Here is a 16,161-nt window from a genome sequence, read left to right as displayed (position 1 = left end):
AGGCAGCATCGTTGAGAGGTGGCTGCGGCTCACTGCGGGCGGTGTGTTCACGCGGGCAGGGCTCTGGTGTCGTGTCCGCCGCGGCGTTCGCGCCAGCGGCATTTACCTGGATCATGCTCCCGGGATGCAGGAACAGTTTGCGCTATCACTATAATCACGAAGCTTCAAAAGTGCCGGCGATTGTACACCCGCGTAACGGCTATTCTCGCAAAAATGTAGGAGAATAGCTTGACTAATGTAGTAGGCTATTCAGCATTTCCCGTATCCTGTTATTTCCCTACCAAATCCTTACTAAAATCGGCCATCCACCATGAAAATTGCCATACTCGATGATTACCAGGATGCCGTGCGCGGCCTCGATTGTTTCCAATTGCTCGACGGCCACGAGGTCAAAGTGTTCAGCAATACGGCGCGGGGCCTGGGCCAGCTGGCGATCCGCCTGGCGCCGTTCGACGCGCTGGTGCTGATCCGCGAACGCAGCAGTTTCAACCGTGCCTTGCTGTCGAAACTGCCGAACCTGAAACTGATTTCGCAAACGGGCAAGGTCAGCGGACACATCGATGTGGCGGCCGCCACCGAGCTGGGCATCGCCATCGCGGAAGGCATCGGCTCGCCCACGGCGCCGGCCGAACTGACGTGGGCGCTGATCATGGCGGCGCAGCGCAAGATCGTGCCGTACGCGCAACATTTGCAGGAGGGGCTGTGGCAGACGTCGTCGCTGGAGCCAAAGCACAACACGCTCGGTACGGTATTGAAAGGGCGCACCCTGGCGATCTGGGGCTACGGCAAGATCGGCCAATTGATCGCCGGCTATGGCCGCGCCTTCGGCATGACCATCCTCGTGTGGGGCAGCGAAGCGAGCCGCGCAGCGGCCGTGGCGGCCGGCGACACGGCAGCAGAATCGCGCGCGGCGTTCTTTGAACAGGCCGACGTGCTGAGCTTGCATCTGCGCCTGTCCGACAAGACACGCGGCCTGGTCACAAGCGAGGATCTGGCGCGCATGAAGCCGACGTCCCTGTTCGTCAACACGAGCCGCGCCGAGCTGGTGGCCGATGCCGCGCTGGAAGCGGCGCTGCCACAGGGGCATCCGGGCGCCGCCGCGCTCGACGTGTTTACGGACGAGCCGCTGCCGCCAGGCTCGCCGCTACTGCTGCTGCCGAACGTGCTGGCCACGCCACACCTGGGCTACGTCGAGCGTGACAGCTATGAGCTGTATTTCCGCTACGCCTTGCAAAACATCGTCGATTTTACGCAGAATCAATGCACGCGCCTGCTCAATCCCGAAGCATTGCAGCATGCGCGCCAAGCCCCTCAGGAGCGCTGAAAGCCCTTGATCAGGTCGGGCTCGCCCGTGATGCGGATGGCGGGCGCCGACAGCACGTGCCGGCCGCGCCACAGGCCGGTCCAGCCGGGCGGCCAGGGAATATCAGGCCCACTGTACGGCGCCACGCCGGCGCGCACGGCCACGACCGGCACGGGCGGCATGTCTTGCAAGGGTTCGCCTGGCGCGCGCTGCATGTCCAGGCTGTACATATAATGGGGTAATAAAGCGTCGCAGACACGGCCAAACCACTCGCTATGGTCGTCGTCGCGCCCCAGCGCCTGTGCCAGGCCTTGCGGATCGAAACGGGCCAGGGCATCGATCAGCTCGCCAGTGGAAGCGCCGGGAGAGTCTCCCCAGCCCATCACGGGATTGACGTTGTAATCGGCGCCCGAGCCATACCAGCCTTCGCGCCAGGGACGCTGCATCCAGTCGCGCGGCCCCGTAAACAAATGCCAGCGCCAGTGCAGCCCGGATGGCTTGGGCCAGGAATACAGATACAGTTTTTGATAGCCGGCCTGGTGCAGTGCGCGCACCATGGCCATCAGGCGCGCGTGCGGCATGCGGTCGGGCGGCGCGCGGCGAAACAGGATCGCTTCGCCATCGGCAAACTGCACGTCGTCGGTCGACAGGTTCAGGTCCAGGGTCCGCGCTTCGCTGCCGAAACGGGCGGCGATCCAGCCCGTCAGCAAATTGACGGACGTGATCACCCCGTAACCGCGGTGGCGGTGAAAAATGACGGTGCCGGGAGCGAGCGCTTTCATACGGAGTCGGGGGTGGCTGGCAGACAAAGAAACCAGTGTACTCACAGATGGCCAAATTTTCCAGATGCGGCGCAAGCGCAGGCGGCAAGCACGCCGTCCCATCCGCAGCGTCATTCACGCAAGGGCGGCAATCCACGATATCATGCGCGTCATTCTCCACTGACATCGTGACCACATCATGACATTGCGCATACTCGCCACCGGCGGCACTTTCGACAAGCACTACAACGAATTGAACGGTACCCTGGGCTTTTCCGACAGTCATTTGCCGGCAGCGATTGCCCGCGCGCGCATGACGGCGCCCGTGGCGCTGGAGCAATTGCCACTGCTGGACTCGCTCGACATGCAGGATGCGGACCGCCAGCGCGTGCTCGCCTCGTGCCGCGCGGCACAAGAAAAAGCCATCGTCATCATCCACGGCACCGACACCATGCGCGAAACGGCGCAAGTGCTGGGCGCGGCGAACCTGCAGCAAACGGTCATTTTGACGGGCGCCATGATTCCCTACGAAATCGACAACTCCGATGCCCTGTTCAACCTGGGCTTTGCCTGCGGCGTGGCGCAAACCTTGCCAGCCGGCGTCTACGTGGCCATGAATGGCCAGATATTTGCATGGGACAATGTGCAAAAGAACCGCGCCGCCGGGGTGTTTCAGCCGCTGTGATGCAATTGTACTGCGGCAACGTCGCAGCGCAACAACAAAATGGCATGGCAATATTTCTACGAGGATAAGGAATACCCACATTAATTCCCGCGTGGAAATATTGCAAGCAAAAGAGCAATATATTTGTTCATAATTACAATTATTTTTCATGCTTCAATGCTATATTTGGCTCATCGACTAACCCCTTTTTCGGGAATTCCTCATGACCAAGCGCAAATCGGCTGTACAACTGTTCCAACTGGGCGCCATTGCCGCCGCGTTTGCGCTGAGCGGCACCGCCCACGCGACGACCAGCCTCACCAATGAATATACGGTAACGGCATCGGCCACGGCCGCAGGCGCGAACACGTGGACCTTCGATTACAGCGTCTTGAACAATAACCAGGGCATCGGCGGCCAGACGGGCCTGGACGGTTTCACGATTTTCGTTCCTGTCTCCGCCACGCTGGTCGGTTCCACCGCCCCTGCGCCACTGAACGGCGCCCCCGGCTTCTGGTCGCAAGGTGCCAGCGCCCAGCTCGATCTGGGCGGCGACGGCTCGCAAAACCTGGTGGCGCCATCGGGCTACGCGGCCTACACCTGGTGGGGCCAATATACGCAGTCCGTGTACACGCCAGGCTCGACCGCCAACTTCAGCATTACCCTGAGCAATGTTGCCGTCGGCGCCAACATGGTCGGCATCAGCACCTATTTCGGCTATGGCGCCGCTACTGCACAATCTGCCAGCAACCAGTATGGCAATTACTCTACCTTTACCGGTACTTTCGCTTCACCGGTGGCCGCAGTGCCTGAACCGGAAACATACGCCATGCTGCTGGCCGGTCTCGGCCTGGTCGGCTTCATGGCACGCCGCAGAAAAACAGGCAAGCACAGCGCCTGATTTCCACTCTGCAGCACCTCGACAAGCCCGCTTTCAGCGGGCTTTTTTTTACATTTTTTTTACTTTGCATAAATTCTGCAATACAACATTTTTCATCTAATTATTGCTGGCAAAACATCGAATTGCCAATACAATAATTTTATGTTGCAAAAAAACGCCATTGATCATTTTTAAAAACGCAGATATTTATAAATATAAAATCTATATTTAACATTTAAATCAAATATTCTTCAGTATCTCGAATTTATTGCCAAATCCGACACGGTTGAGGTGCATTTTTTCTTGCTGAGACGACATAATGTTTGCCTCGACAAGTCAAAAGTGCATTTATAACAATATTGCGCTAAGTAGTCATCCACCTCCCACCGACGTGGTTCCGCCTACCGTACACGAGCACCGCTGGGCATCTACCCGATGACCAGAACGGTGCTCGTGTACTGCTTGTCGTTATTAAAACTACTACGGAGTAATTGTTACAATGGCATTTAAAGAAAAGATTGGCGTACGCAGCGTACGCCTGGCCCTGACCGTCCTGGCAGGCAGCGTTTTGTTCTCCGGCCAATCCATGGCGGACGAAGCAATTCAAAAAGTTGAAATTACCGGTTCGAGCATCAAGCGTATCGCTGTCGAAGGCGCCTTGCCTGTACAGCGCCTGTCGCAAGAAGCGATCGCCAAATCGGGCGCCACTTCGGTTGCCGACCTGATCCAGGCCTTGCCAGCGATGCAAGGCTTCACCATCGGCGCCGTCGCCGCCGGTTCCGACTCGGGCGGCAATACCAGTGCTTCGCTGCACGGTATCGGCGAAACCTACACCCTGGTGCTGTTGAACGGCCGCCGCATCGCGCCACAAGGTTCCGGCACCACGGTCAACCTGAACGCCATTCCGATGAGCGCCGTTGAACGCGTCGAAATCCTGACCGACGGCGCTTCGGCACTGTACGGCTCGGACGCCATCGCCGGCGTACTGAACTTCATCCTGAAGAAAAACCAGCAAGGCGCCACCCTGGAAGCCACCTACGGCGGTCCGGAAGACAAGGGCGGCAACGCCTGGAACACCAGCGTCACCTACGGTTTCGGCGACCTGGACGAAGACCGTTTCAACGTGCTGTTGTCGTACCGCCATGACGAGCAATCGAAACTGCGCGCCACCGACCGCACGTTCGCCGCTACCTCGTACGTGCCGTTCAGCCGCAACGGCAATAACTACATCTGGGACCGCACCAGCACATCGGCTTCGCCAGCAGGCGCCACGGTTGCCTACAAGAGCGGTGCGCCATCGACCGCGTTTTCGCCTTACCTGGCTAAAAATGGCAATTGCCCTGAAGGTTTCGACGTCACCACCGCCAATGCACGCGCTTGCGGCTTCGACACGGGTTCCACCGTGGAAATCGTACCGCAATCGAAACGCGACAGCCTGTTCTCCAAAGCGACGTACAAGCTGAACGACAACCTGAATGCATTCGCCGAACTGGCCTACTCGCGCTACGACCTGACGGCGCGTATCGCCGCCAATCCGATCCCGATCGCAATCGCCAAGGACAGCGCGCTGTACAACACCTATGTGTCGCCCTACCTGACGCCAGCGCAACGTGCCGACGTCAAATCCGTGACGGCCAACTACCGCAGCACCGACTTCGGCCTGCGTGCCAGCAACACCATCACCGAAACCAAACACATGGTCGTCGGTGTGGAAGGCGAACTGGGCGCGTGGAACTTCGAAAGCGGCCTGACCTGGTCGCAAAACTCGATCGACGAGCGCTACACGGGCGGTTACCAGAAGAGCCAGGAATTCAAGAATATCCTGGCCAATCCGGACTTCAATCCTTTTGCTGCGACACAAAAGCCATCCGTGCAAGCACAGGTCGCTGGCGCGCAATTCGTCGGCTCCGTGCGCACCGCATCGACCACGATGCGCGGCATCGACACGCACGGCTCGCGTGAATTGTTCAGCCTGCCAGGCGGCAAGGCCAGCCTGGGTATCGGCGGCGACTACCGCACCTATACGTATGAGCAATCGCCAGGCGCCACCGGCGACGACATCTACAGCTTCAACACCAAGCCAGCCTACGACATGAGCCGCGACACCTACGGCGCCTTCGTCGAGTTGCTGGCACCGCTGACCAAGTCGTTCGAAATGACCGTCGGCGGCCGTTACGATGCTGTCAAGGCGATCGATGACAAGCTGAACAACAAAACTGTCGGCAAAAAAGACAGCGCCAATACCTACAAGGTATCGGCACGCTGGCAGCCGGTACAGACCGTGCTGATCCGCGGTTCCTACGGCACGGGCTTCAAGGCGCCAAGCATGCTGGACATCGCTCAGCCACTGGTCAACGCCGGCTTTACCGCCAAGAAATTTGACTGCCCATACCCAGGTAACGCACTGTGCCGCGCGGAAGCAACGCAATACAACGCGGTATCGCAAGGCAACCCGGATCTGCAATCGGAAAAATCGAAGCAGTTCACCCTGGGCTTCCGTGTCGAGCCTAGCTCGGCATTCTCGTTCGGCGCCGACCTGTGGGATGTGAAATTGCGCAATGCCGTGTCGGAAGTATCCGAAGAGCAAGCATTTGCCGATCCGGTCAAGTATGCATCGAGCTTCGGTGAATACATCGAACCATCGACCGGCATCGCTTACTACGCGTTCAAGAAACTGTCGGTCAACATCGGCAAGAAGGAATACCGTGGTATCGACTGGGATCTGTCCGCCAACCACAAGTTTTCTTTCGGCAAGCTGACCGCCCAATTGAGCGGTACGCACATGTTGCACGCCAACTACACCAAAGCCGGTAGCGACAATGTGTTCACCAGCAACATGAACTTCTTCGGCGACACCAACGAAGTCACGTTCCGCAACCTGATGAAGCTGACGACGACCCTGGACACGGGCCGCCTGAGCAACACGGTCACGGTCAACTACCGTAACGGCTACACCGATGCTCCCGCTACCGTGTACAACCTGGCGACCCAAAAAGAAGAGAAAAACTTCCGCCTGCAAGTACCGTCGTACACCACGTTCGACTGGCAAGCACGTTTCGCCTTTGACAAGCAAACCACGATCCGCGCAGGCATCAAAAACCTGTTCGACCGTGCACCGCCGCTGTCGCTGCGCGCTTCGTCGGGCCACCAGATCGGTTTCGACCCACGCTACGCCGATCCGATGATGCGTTCGTTCTACGTCACCGGCAACTACAAGTTCTAATTTGACGTGTTGAATTAGCTTGTCCGAAAGCGCCTTGCACTTCACCGTGCAAGGCGCTTTTTTTATGCGCCGGCAAATTGCACAGGCGAAAAAAAAGGAGCCGCAGCTCCTTTTCGTACCAGCATGACGGCTGTTACGCCGTCGCTTCGCCGCCCAATGCTTCGACCACGTCGGCCATCAGCTTGGAGAGCTCGCCCGTCATCAGCATCACGTCGCCGTCGAAACGCTCTTCGTCGTTCTTCGTGCTCGATTCCGTTTCCTTGATCACGTCGAGCGGCTTGACGCTCTTGATGGCCAAGGACTCCGTCAGCACGAACGAGATCTTGTCGTTCCACGTCATGGCCAGGCGCGTGCACTGCTTGCCGGCCGCGATGTGGCGGCGCACATCGTCCGCTTCCAGGGTGTGGCGCACGTAGCGCACGGTGGCCTTGCTCTCGCCCGTGGCGCGCAATTCCGTATCCATGTCGACCGTGAAACCGGCCGGCGCGTCGTCCGCCTGCAGCCACTCCGTCATCACCGCCACGGGCGAGCGCTGCACGCGCAGGCTTTCCAGCGGCAGTTTGTCGACGGCTTTCAGCAGCAGCTTGATGACTTCATCGGCTTTCGCCGGGCTGGCGGCATCGACCACCAGCCAGCCATTGACGGGGTCGATCCACGTCCAGACGTTGCTGCGGATGCTGAAGGCGCGCGGCAACAATTCGTCGGCCACGCGTTCCTTCAATTCCTTCATGGCCTTTTTACCAGGCGCAAAGCCTTGCGCTTCTTCCATCTCGGCGGCACGGGCCTTGGCCACCTGGTTGATGACGGTGGCCGGCAGCAGTTTCTTTTCCGTGCCCAGCAAGATCAGCATTTGCTTGTTGACCACGTGGACCAGGCCGCCGTTCGGGCGTGGCGTATCCCAGCCCTGGCGCATCAGATCCATGCTGGTCGCCGGCGTAAATTTGTTCGAGGACAAGGCCTCTTCCAGTTGTTCTGGCGTGTAAGCCCACGGTGCGGGCAGGCGGTAAATCTGAAGATTCTTGAACCACATAGTTTTTGTCTTCCGTTTGTTTCAGTAGTGCCAGGGGAACGCCATTCTACACTTTCGACGTGAAAATGCCGTCAAAAGCGCCGTCTGGCGCGGTATGTATCTTGTAGGAAACGCCGCTACAGGGCGGGAAACAGCTCCGCCTGGGCTGGTGCCTGCCGCGTCACGACGGCCGGATCGGACAAGGTCGAGATGCGCACGCCCAGCAGGCGGATTTTCTTTTCAAATGGCACGCGCCGCAAGCAGTCGCGGCTGGCGCGCAGGATGGCGGCGGCGTCCGCCGTGGCGCTGGGCAGGGTGATATCGCGCGTGACCGTGCTGAAATCCTCGAAGCGCAGCTTGATGCCCACCGTGCGCCCCGCCAGCGACTGCTTGTCGAGGTCGCCCGCCACGCGCGTACACAGGCTTTCCAGCTTTTCCGACAGGGTGGCGCGGTCGCGCACCACCTGCAAGTCGCGCTCGAACGTCGTTTCGCGGCTGACGGACTTGGTTTCCCGGCTCGTCTGCACGGGCCGCTCGTCGATGCCCAGCGCCGCCTGGCGCAGCCAGCCCGTGTACAGGTCGCCGAACTGCGTGCGCAGCATGGCCATGTCGGCCCGCGCCAGCTCGCCGATGGTGATAATGCCCAGCGCTTCCAGCTTGGCCGTGGCTTTCGGGCCGATGCCGTTGATCTTTTTCGCCGGCAAGGGCCAGACCTGCGTTTCCACATCCTCGGGCGACAAAATGGTCAGGCCGTCGGGCTTTTCCAGATCGGAACAGATTTTTGCCAGCAATTTGTTCGGCGCAAGGCCGATCGAGCACGACAGGCCCGTCGCCTCGAACACGGCCGCCTTCAGGCGCGCCGCCATGGCCGGTGCCTGCTCGCCGTATTCGGTCAGGTCGACATAGATTTCATCGATGCCCACGTTCTGGATGATGGGGCACAGCTGGGCCACTGCCTGCTTGAAGCGGGCCGAATACTCGCGGTAAGCCTCGAAATCGGCCGGCAGCAGGATGCTGTCGGGCGCCAGTTTCGCCGCCTTCATGATGCCCATGGCGGAAAACACGCCAAACTTGCGCGCCGCATAGGTCGAGGTGGTGACGACGCCGCGCCCCACGTAGTCGCGCATGCGCGCGAATTTCCGCGTGCCGTCTTCCTGCAGCACCGGTTGCTGCAAGCGCCCGCCGCCGATGACGACGGCTTCGCCGCGCAATTCCGGATATTTCAACAGTTCCACGGAGGCGAAAAAGGCATCCATGTCCAGATGGGCTATCCAGCGGCGCGGTTCAGGCAATGTAGGGGCAGATGTGGTCAAGGACACCTCGCGGCGGGATACTGTAGTTATATACAGTATCGCTGGAAATGCCCATGGATGCAAGTTGAAACGCACGCGCTCCGCAGTTGCTTTTCTCAATAGCAAGATTACAATCCTGACACGACTATAAAAGGAGTTGCCTTGTCTACAGCACATCAAGCTTTGCGCCGCCTGGCCGTCTGCTCATCCATCCTGCTGTCCACGCTGGCGCCATCCGCGCTGGCCGCCGATGCCGCCGCCACCGCGCCGGTCGCCGCCAAGACGGCCTGGCAGGAAACGCGCCACGGCACCGTGGTTACGGACGACTACCGCTGGCTGCAAAAGAAGACCGATCCTGCCGTGATCGACTACCTGAATGCGGAAAACGCCTATACGGCGGCCGTCACGGCCCCGATCCAGCCGCTGACCGACAAGCTGACTGCGGAAATCAAGGGCCGCATGCAGGAAGTGGACCTGTCCGTGCCTGCGCGCCAGGGCAATTTCTACTATTACACGCGCGTGGAAGCGGGCAAGCAATACCCGATTCACTGCCGCCGCGCCGTCGGCAAGAACGGCGCCTACGATGCGCTGGCGTTTGAAGAAATTCTGCTGGACCAGAATCAATTGGCCGAAGGTCACAAATTCTTTGCCGTGCGCGCGTTTGCCATCAGCCCGAACGAACAATTGCTGGCCTACACCACCGACACGACGGGTTTCCGCCAGTACGCGCTGCATGTCAAGGATTTGAAGACGGGCAAGTTGCTGGGCGACAGCATGCCGCGCGTCACATCCCTGGCCTGGGCGGCCGACAACGCCACCCTGATGCTGACGCAGGAAGACGCCACCACCAAGCGCGCTGACCGCTTGTTCCGCCTGGCCTTGGGCGGCATGCCGCAGCAGGTCTACCACGAGCCGGTGGAACAGTTCGCCATCCACGTGGACCGTACGCATGACAAGCAATTCTTCGTGCTGACCTCGGGCAGCACGGATACGACCGAAGTGCTGCTGCTGCCAACGAGCCAGCCGGAAGGCAGTTTCCAGAGCGTGCTGAAACGCGAAAAAGGCCACCGCTACGTCGTCGAGCACCGCGACGGCCAGCTGTATATTCTGACCAACAAGGATGCGAAGAATTTCCGCGTCGTCAGCGCGCCGGTCACCGCCCCTCAGCCGAAGAATTGGAAACCCGTCGTGCCGCACAACAAGGATGCCGTGATCCAGTCCATCGACGTCTTCCAGGGCTATCTGGTGGTGATGGAAAAGGCCCGCGCCCTGAACCGCGCGCGCATCCTTGATTTTGCGCAAAAGAACTGGAAAACCGTGCAGTTCGACGACCCCGTCTATCTGGCCACGTCCGTCGGCACACCCGAGTTTTCGGCCACGCAATTTCGCATGTCTTACCAGTCGCCCGTTACGCCGCCCACCGTCATCGACGTCAGCATGAAGGATGGACAGCGCACAGTACTGAAACAGCAGGAAATCGTCGGCGGCTTTGACGGCAGCCGCTACACGACGCAGCGTCTGTGGGTGACAGCGCGCGATGGCGTGCAAGTGCCGCTGTGGGTCGTATACAAGAAGGGCGTCAAGCTCGACGGTTCCGCGCCGCTGCTGCTGTATTCGTACGGCTCGTATGGCATCTCGACGGAAGCCAGTTTTGCCATCAGCCGCATCAGCCTGCTGGAACGCGGTGTCATCTATGCGCAAGCGCATATCCGCGGCGGCACCGACATGGGCGAAGCGTGGCATGAAGACGGCATGCTGATGAAGAAGAAAAACACCTTCCATGACTTCATCGACAGCGCCGACTACCTGGTGCGCGAAAAATGGACCAGCCCGAACCGCCTGATCATCCAGGGCGGCAGCGCCGGCGGCTTGCTGATGGGCGCCGTCGTCAACATGCGTCCCGAGCTGTTCCACGCCGTGCACGCGGCCGTACCGTTCGTCGACGTGATGAACACCATGATGGACGCCAGCCTGCCGCTGACGACGGGCGAATACCTGGAATGGGGCGACCCGAACCAGAAGGCGGCCTACGACTACATGCTCAGCTACTCACCCTACGACAACATCGCGCGCAAGAATTATCCCGCCATGCTGGTGACGACGGGCCTGAACGACAGCCAGGTCATGTACTGGGAACCGGCAAAATACGTGGCCAAGCTGCGCGCGTACAAGACGGACGGCAATCCATTGCTGCTGAAAACGAATATGGGCGCCGGCCACGGCGGCGCGTCGGGCCGCTACAACGCCATCGCCGAAAACGCCTTCAACATGGCGTGGATGCTGTCGCAGTGGAACATCACGCAATAATGTGAAAAAAGCGCTTGCAGAAGGATTTTAGCCATCCTATAATAGCGCCTCTTCCAGACGTGGTGACAAACGTCGGGATGGTTTTCTGAGACAAGCAACGGGTGCTTAGCTCAGTTGGTAGAGCGGCGCCCTTACAAGGCGTAGGTCGGGAGTTCGAGCCTCTCAGCACCCACCAAATCAGAAAACTGTCCAGTGCTTCATGGATCAGCAACACAGATCATACGAGCTTGGAGTGGTAGTTCAGTTGGTTAGAATACCGGCCTGTCACGTCGGGGGTCGCGGGTTCGAGTCCCGTCCGCTCCGCCAATAAAAGAAAAGCCCTTTGGTTCGTGGAACCGAAGGGCTTTTCCCATTTCAGAAGCCAAAAACACGTCATTACCCGCTCCCCTGAACATTTTTGCGCTTTTCAGCAAAAAAACTGCCATTCCCCCTCAAGAATAGTTGCACAAGCACGAAAGCGCCCCCTATAATAGTGCCTCTTCCAGACGTGGTGACAAACGTCGGGATAGTTTTCTGGGTATGCGGGTGCTTAGCTCAGTTGGTAGAGCGGCGCCCTTACAAGGCGTAGGTCGGGAGTTCGAGCCTCTCAGCACCCACCACCAATACAGAAAATTATCCAGTGCTTCATGGATCAGCAACACAGATCATACGAGCTTGGAGTGGTAGTTCAGTTGGTTAGAATACCGGCCTGTCACGTCGGGGGTCGCGGGTTCGAGTCCCGTCCGCTCCGCCAATAAAAGAAAAGCCCTTTGGTTCCTGGAACCGAAGGGCTTTTCCCATTCTGAAACAGCAAATGCACTAGAATCAGCGCTACCCTGACTTCGCCCCTGCCCGCATGCGCTTGCCCCGTAGTACTCCTCCCTATATCGCCCTGCGGCTGCGCCTGGCCCATCATGCTTTGCTGCAATTTGCCGCCAGCCTGACGAGTTCCATGGAAATCTTCTTTTTCCTGGCCGGTCCCGTCCTGCTGGGCCTGCTCAGCGTCATCGCCCTGCCCGGCTTTCTCGCCGTGAGCCAGCCCTGGCCCGCCGCACTGAGTATCATCGTCACGCAGACGGTCCTCACTTGCCTGCCCGCCTGGCTGCTGCGCAAACGGCTGCTGCCGGCAAGTACCGCCGTCTGGCTGCGCCAGCTCCCCTTGCCGCCGCGCCTGCGCTGGCAAGCCGATATCGCCGTCGCCGGCCTGCTGATGCTGCCGCTGGGCCTTGCGTATGCCGTCTCGGCCGGCATCTGGCTGCTGCAGTCGCCGCCGTGGCTGCGCCCCATTGCGGCGGCCGGCATTGCCGCCACCGCCGGTGCCTGGCTGCTGGCCTGGCTGCTGACGACGCTCATCGTGGCGCAACGCCTGCGCGCGCCGCGCCCCGCACAAAGGGCGCGCCCGCCCACGATGACGGCCTATGTGCCGCAACGGCCCCGCTGGCCTATCCTGTTCCTGTGGCGCCAGCTGTTCTGGCTGCCGTTCTGGCGCAATGAGAATGTGATCGGCCTGCAGCAAAGCGTCTTGCTGGCCACGGCGGGCGCCAGCATGCTGGCCTGGCTGCTGCGCGCGCCCCTGCTGCCCGCGCCGCTGCTCGGTTTGCTGGCCAGCGCCAGCCTGGTCATTGTGACGGACCGGGGCGACAAGGCCGTGCGCGAGCAGATCGCCGTGCTGCGCCCAGCGCTGAACGCCTGGCCGCTGGCCAGCGCGCCCTTGCTGCGCCTGGCCTGCGCGGCCAGCCTGCTGCCCGCCTTCGCCGTGCTGCTGGCCGGTGCTGTCTTGCTGTACGCCACCGATCCCGCCGCCTTGCAACAGCGCGTCACCAGCGTGTATGCCCTCACCGCCAGTGTCGCCCTGCTGGCCATCGTCGGCCTGCCCCGCCTGACGGCGCGCGGCAGGGTCGCCCTCGTCGTCCTGTCCATCCTTGCCTTGAGCGCCATCGGAAGCGAATTATGGAATTGAACCTGCCTTCTTCCGTGCTGTATATCGAGCACCTCGATTTTCACTTCCCCACGCACAGCGTGTTCCAGGGGTTCAACCGGCAATTCGGCCCCGGCGTCACCTGGCTGCGCGGCGCGAACGGCGCCGGCAAGACGACCTTGCTGAAGCTGGCGGGCGGCGCCCTGCTGCCCGCGCGCGGCGCCATCCGCCTGAACGAAATCGACAGCGGCTTCATGCCGCTGGCCTACCGCGCCCAGGCCTTCTATTGCGGCGGCGATGCGCCCGCCCTGCCCTGGCTGCAAGTGCACGAGTTTCTCGACCTGCACCTGGCCCTGTACCCGGGCAGCGACCAGGCCCTGCTGAACGACGAACTGAGCGCATTTTCCCTGCTGCAGACCTTACAGCAAAGCATCACCGCCCTGTCCCTGGGCCAGCATAAAAAACTGCAGCTGGCCCTGGCACTGGCCTTGCCCGTGCGCCTGCTGCTGATCGATGAGCCGTTCAATGGCCTCGACGCGGCCGCCATGGCGTACTTGCGCCAGCGACTGGCCGACCCGGCCCGCCTGGCGCGCCAGTGCATCGTGCTGACCAGCCATCTGGCGCCGGACGTGCCGCTGGCGGCGACGGTGGAAATATAGACAGGAAATACAGCTTTGCAGATCAGCAAGAACCGCTTAGGATGCCGTGTTGCAAAAACCGGCGATCCCGGTGCAGCCACGACAACAACACGGCACGGTTATTCACCGCGCCCGGCTTATTCTTGGAGAAATCATGTTGAACATCCACCGCAGCGCCCTGGCCATCCTGTGCGCCGCTATCACCACCTGCACCACTTCGGCCCTCGCCGCCGGCCCCACGGGCACGGCCGCCGACTATGGCAGCAGCGCGCCCCACGCCGCCGCCCAGCGCAGCATCGAACTGCAGCCCGACACGCGCCACATCAACGTCACGCACGGCGAAACCGTCACCATCGCGCGCGCCGGCCAGCGTTTTACGTGGCACGTGCAAACTTTTAACCATCAAGCGACATTCGCCCTGAGCGACATCGCGCCGAAGGACATGGCCGTCGACGGCATTCAAGTGTACGTAGCCGCCAATCCCCTGTACGCGGGCAGCTAAGTTTCTTTAACGCATAAAAAAACCGGAAGGGCCTCGCGGCCGTTCCGGTTTTTTTTCAGCGTGAAGAGTTACGCCGTCAATGCTTCTTTCGCTGCGGACTCGTCGACCACTTCCTCGTCATCCGAGCGGATCAGGTGGTCAAAGGCGGACAAAGCTGCCTTGGCGCCTTCGCCGGTGGCGATGATGATCTGCTTGTACGGCACCGTGGTGACGTCGCCGGCCGCGAACACACCGGGGATCGAGGTCTGGCCGCGGGCATCGACTTCGATTTCGCCGTGGCGCGACAGGGCGACCGTGCCTTTGAGCCACTCCGTGTTCGGCACCAGGCCGATTTGCACGAAGACGCCTTCCAGTTCAACCTTGTTCGACGCGCCGCTGATGCGGTCCGTGTAGCTGAGGCCATTGACGATCTTGCCGTCGCCGTGAATCTCGGTGGTCTGCGCCGACGTAATCACGGTCACATTGGGCAGGCTGTGCAGCTTGCGCTGGAGCACCGCATCGGCGCGCAGTTCCGCGCCGAACTCGATCAGGGTCACGTGTTTCACGAGGCCGGCCAGGTCGATCGCCGCTTCCACGCCCGAGTTGCCGCCGCCGATCACGGCCACGCGCTTGCCCTTGAACAAGGGACCATCGCAGTGCGGGCAGTAGGCGACACCGTGGTTGCGGTATTCCTTCTCGCCCGGCACGTTGATTTCGCGCCAGCGGGCACCGGTGGCCAGGATGACGGTCTTGGCTTTCAGCACGGCGCCATTCGCCGTTTCAATCTCGATCAGCTTGCCTGGAGTCAATTTCGCGGCGCGCTGCGTGTTCATGATGTCGACGTCGTATTCCTTGACGTGCTGTTCCAGCGCCACGGCGAACTTCGGACCATCGGTTTCCTTGACGGAAATAAAGTTTTCGATCGCCAGGGTATCGAGCACCTGGCCGCCGAAACGCTCGGCCAGCACGCCCGTGTTGATGCCCTTGCGGGCAGCGTAGATCGCCGCTGCCGCGCCGGCGGGGCCGCCGCCGACGATCAGCACGTCAAACACGTCTTTCTTGCTCAACGCTGCCGCCTGGCGGGCGCCGGCGTTGGTGTCGAGCTTGGCAAGGATTTCCTCGACATTCGTGCGTCCCTGGCCGAAATGCTGGCCATTGAGGAACATCATCGGCACGGCCATGATCTGGCGTTCTTCCACTTCTTGCGGGAACACGCCGCCATCGATGGTGGTGACCTTGATGCGCGGGTTGATCACGGCCATGGCATTCAAGGCCTGCACCACTTCCGGGCAGTTATGGCAGGAGAGCGAAATAAACGTTTCAAACTCGTAATCGCCGTCGAGGTTGCGGATCTGCTCGATCACGGCATCGTCGAACTTGATGGTGTGGCCGCCCACTTGCAGCAGCGCCAGCACCAGCGAGGTAAATTCGTGGCCCAGCGGCACACCGGCGAAACGCACGCCGATGTCGGAGCCGGTACGGTTGATGCTGAACGACGGAACCCGTACGCCAGCGTCAAGGCGCTCGACCAGCGTGATTTTGTCGCTCAACAGGACTATCTCCTGGAGCAATTCCTTCATCTCGCGGGCTTTTGCGCTGTCATCGAGAGAAGCGACCAGCTCAAGCGGATACACCACTTTTTCCAGGTAGGATTTCAGTTGGGTTTTGAGGGTTGCATCTAACATGATTTTTTCTTCCTTTACAAA

At 60.5% G+C, this 16,161-nt stretch carries 12 protein-coding genes and 4 tRNA genes; 12 read left to right on the top strand and 4 right to left on the bottom strand.

Annotated elements, in window-relative coordinates; genetic code table 11:
• Positions 1 to 310 precede the first annotated feature (310 nt).
• Entirely contained in the window at positions 311 to 1,324 is a 1,014-nt protein-coding gene (locus OX462_RS01155; RefSeq protein ID WP_409027585.1) for a D-2-hydroxyacid dehydrogenase family protein, read from the top strand.
• Here OX462_RS01155 and OX462_RS01150 read toward each other — a convergent pair.
• Entirely contained in the window at positions 1,312 to 2,085 is a 774-nt protein-coding gene (locus OX462_RS01150) for an L-asparaginase (RefSeq protein ID WP_409027584.1), read from the bottom strand. The genes OX462_RS01155 and OX462_RS01150 overlap by 13 nt on opposite strands.
• A 178-nt stretch (positions 2,086 to 2,263) precedes the next feature.
• On the opposite strand from OX462_RS01150, the gene OX462_RS01145 reads away from it, so the two are divergent.
• The 3 genes from OX462_RS01145 (at position 2,264) to OX462_RS01135 (ending at position 6,831) form a co-directional block, all read left to right on the top strand.
• On the top strand, positions 2,264 to 2,749 hold the full coding sequence (locus OX462_RS01145) for an asparaginase domain-containing protein (protein WP_034781194.1): 486 nt from the start codon (positions 2,264 to 2,266) through the stop codon (positions 2,747 to 2,749).
• Between the two features lie 202 nt (positions 2,750 to 2,951).
• On the top strand, positions 2,952 to 3,629 hold the full coding sequence (locus OX462_RS01140; RefSeq protein ID WP_409027583.1) for a PEPxxWA-CTERM sorting domain-containing protein: 678 nt from the start codon (positions 2,952 to 2,954) through the stop codon (positions 3,627 to 3,629).
• Positions 3,630 to 4,107: 478 nt separating this feature from the next.
• Positions 4,108 to 6,831, top strand: a complete 2,724-nt coding sequence (locus tag OX462_RS01135) for a TonB-dependent receptor (RefSeq protein WP_070224810.1) — start codon at positions 4,108 to 4,110, stop codon at positions 6,829 to 6,831.
• Between the two features lie 133 nt (positions 6,832 to 6,964).
• Here OX462_RS01135 and OX462_RS01130 read toward each other — a convergent pair whose 3' ends face one another.
• Positions 6,965 to 7,861, bottom strand: coding sequence for a recombination-associated protein RdgC (locus OX462_RS01130; RefSeq protein WP_034754435.1), 897 nt, complete (start codon positions 7,859 to 7,861; stop codon positions 6,965 to 6,967).
• Between the two features lie 116 nt (positions 7,862 to 7,977).
• Positions 7,978 to 9,132, bottom strand: coding sequence for a DNA polymerase IV (dinB, locus tag OX462_RS01125; protein WP_409028713.1), 1,155 nt, complete (start codon positions 9,130 to 9,132; stop codon positions 7,978 to 7,980).
• 162 nt (positions 9,133 to 9,294) lie between these two features.
• Here dinB and OX462_RS01120 point away from each other — a divergent pair, with 162 nt between their 5' ends.
• The 8 genes from OX462_RS01120 to OX462_RS01085 all read left to right on the top strand — a co-directional run bounded on the left by OX462_RS01120 (position 9,295) and on the right by OX462_RS01085 (position 14,476).
• Positions 9,295 to 11,439, top strand: coding sequence for a S9 family peptidase (locus OX462_RS01120; protein WP_409027582.1), 2,145 nt, complete (start codon positions 9,295 to 9,297; stop codon positions 11,437 to 11,439).
• 99 nt (positions 11,440 to 11,538) lie between these two features.
• Positions 11,539 to 11,614 (top strand) — tRNA-Val (locus OX462_RS01115).
• Between the two features lie 54 nt (positions 11,615 to 11,668).
• A tRNA-Asp gene (locus tag OX462_RS01110) sits at positions 11,669 to 11,745 on the top strand.
• Positions 11,746 to 11,962: 217 nt separating this feature from the next.
• Positions 11,963 to 12,038: transfer RNA gene (locus OX462_RS01105), tRNA-Val, on the top strand.
• Between the two features lie 57 nt (positions 12,039 to 12,095).
• Positions 12,096 to 12,172: transfer RNA gene (locus OX462_RS01100), tRNA-Asp, on the top strand.
• A gap of 108 nt (positions 12,173 to 12,280) precedes the next feature.
• Positions 12,281 to 13,378 (top strand): hypothetical protein, encoded by a 1,098-nt coding sequence (locus OX462_RS01095; RefSeq protein WP_254679458.1) that lies wholly within the window; start codon positions 12,281 to 12,283, stop codon positions 13,376 to 13,378.
• A complete protein-coding gene (locus OX462_RS01090) occupies positions 13,369 to 13,995 on the top strand; it encodes an ABC transporter ATP-binding protein (protein ID WP_070288839.1) in 627 nt (208 codons plus the stop codon). The genes OX462_RS01095 and OX462_RS01090 overlap by 10 nt, the downstream gene beginning before the upstream one ends.
• Positions 13,996 to 14,128: 133 nt before the next feature.
• On the top strand, positions 14,129 to 14,476 hold the full coding sequence (locus OX462_RS01085) for a CzcE family metal-binding protein (RefSeq protein ID WP_409027581.1): 348 nt from the start codon (positions 14,129 to 14,131) through the stop codon (positions 14,474 to 14,476).
• Between the two features lie 68 nt (positions 14,477 to 14,544).
• On the opposite strand, the gene ahpF is transcribed toward OX462_RS01085, so the two are convergent.
• Positions 14,545 to 16,140, bottom strand: coding sequence for an alkyl hydroperoxide reductase subunit F (gene ahpF / locus OX462_RS01080; protein ID WP_070219446.1), 1,596 nt, complete (start codon positions 16,138 to 16,140; stop codon positions 14,545 to 14,547).
• Positions 16,141 to 16,161 lie beyond the last annotated feature (21 nt).

The organism is Janthinobacterium aestuarii, from assembly GCF_046113285.1.
Classification (GTDB): Bacteria; Pseudomonadota; Gammaproteobacteria; order Burkholderiales; family Burkholderiaceae_D; genus Janthinobacterium.
The sequence above is the reverse complement of the archived record's forward strand: the minus strand, read 5'-3'. Positions and strand labels throughout refer to the sequence as shown.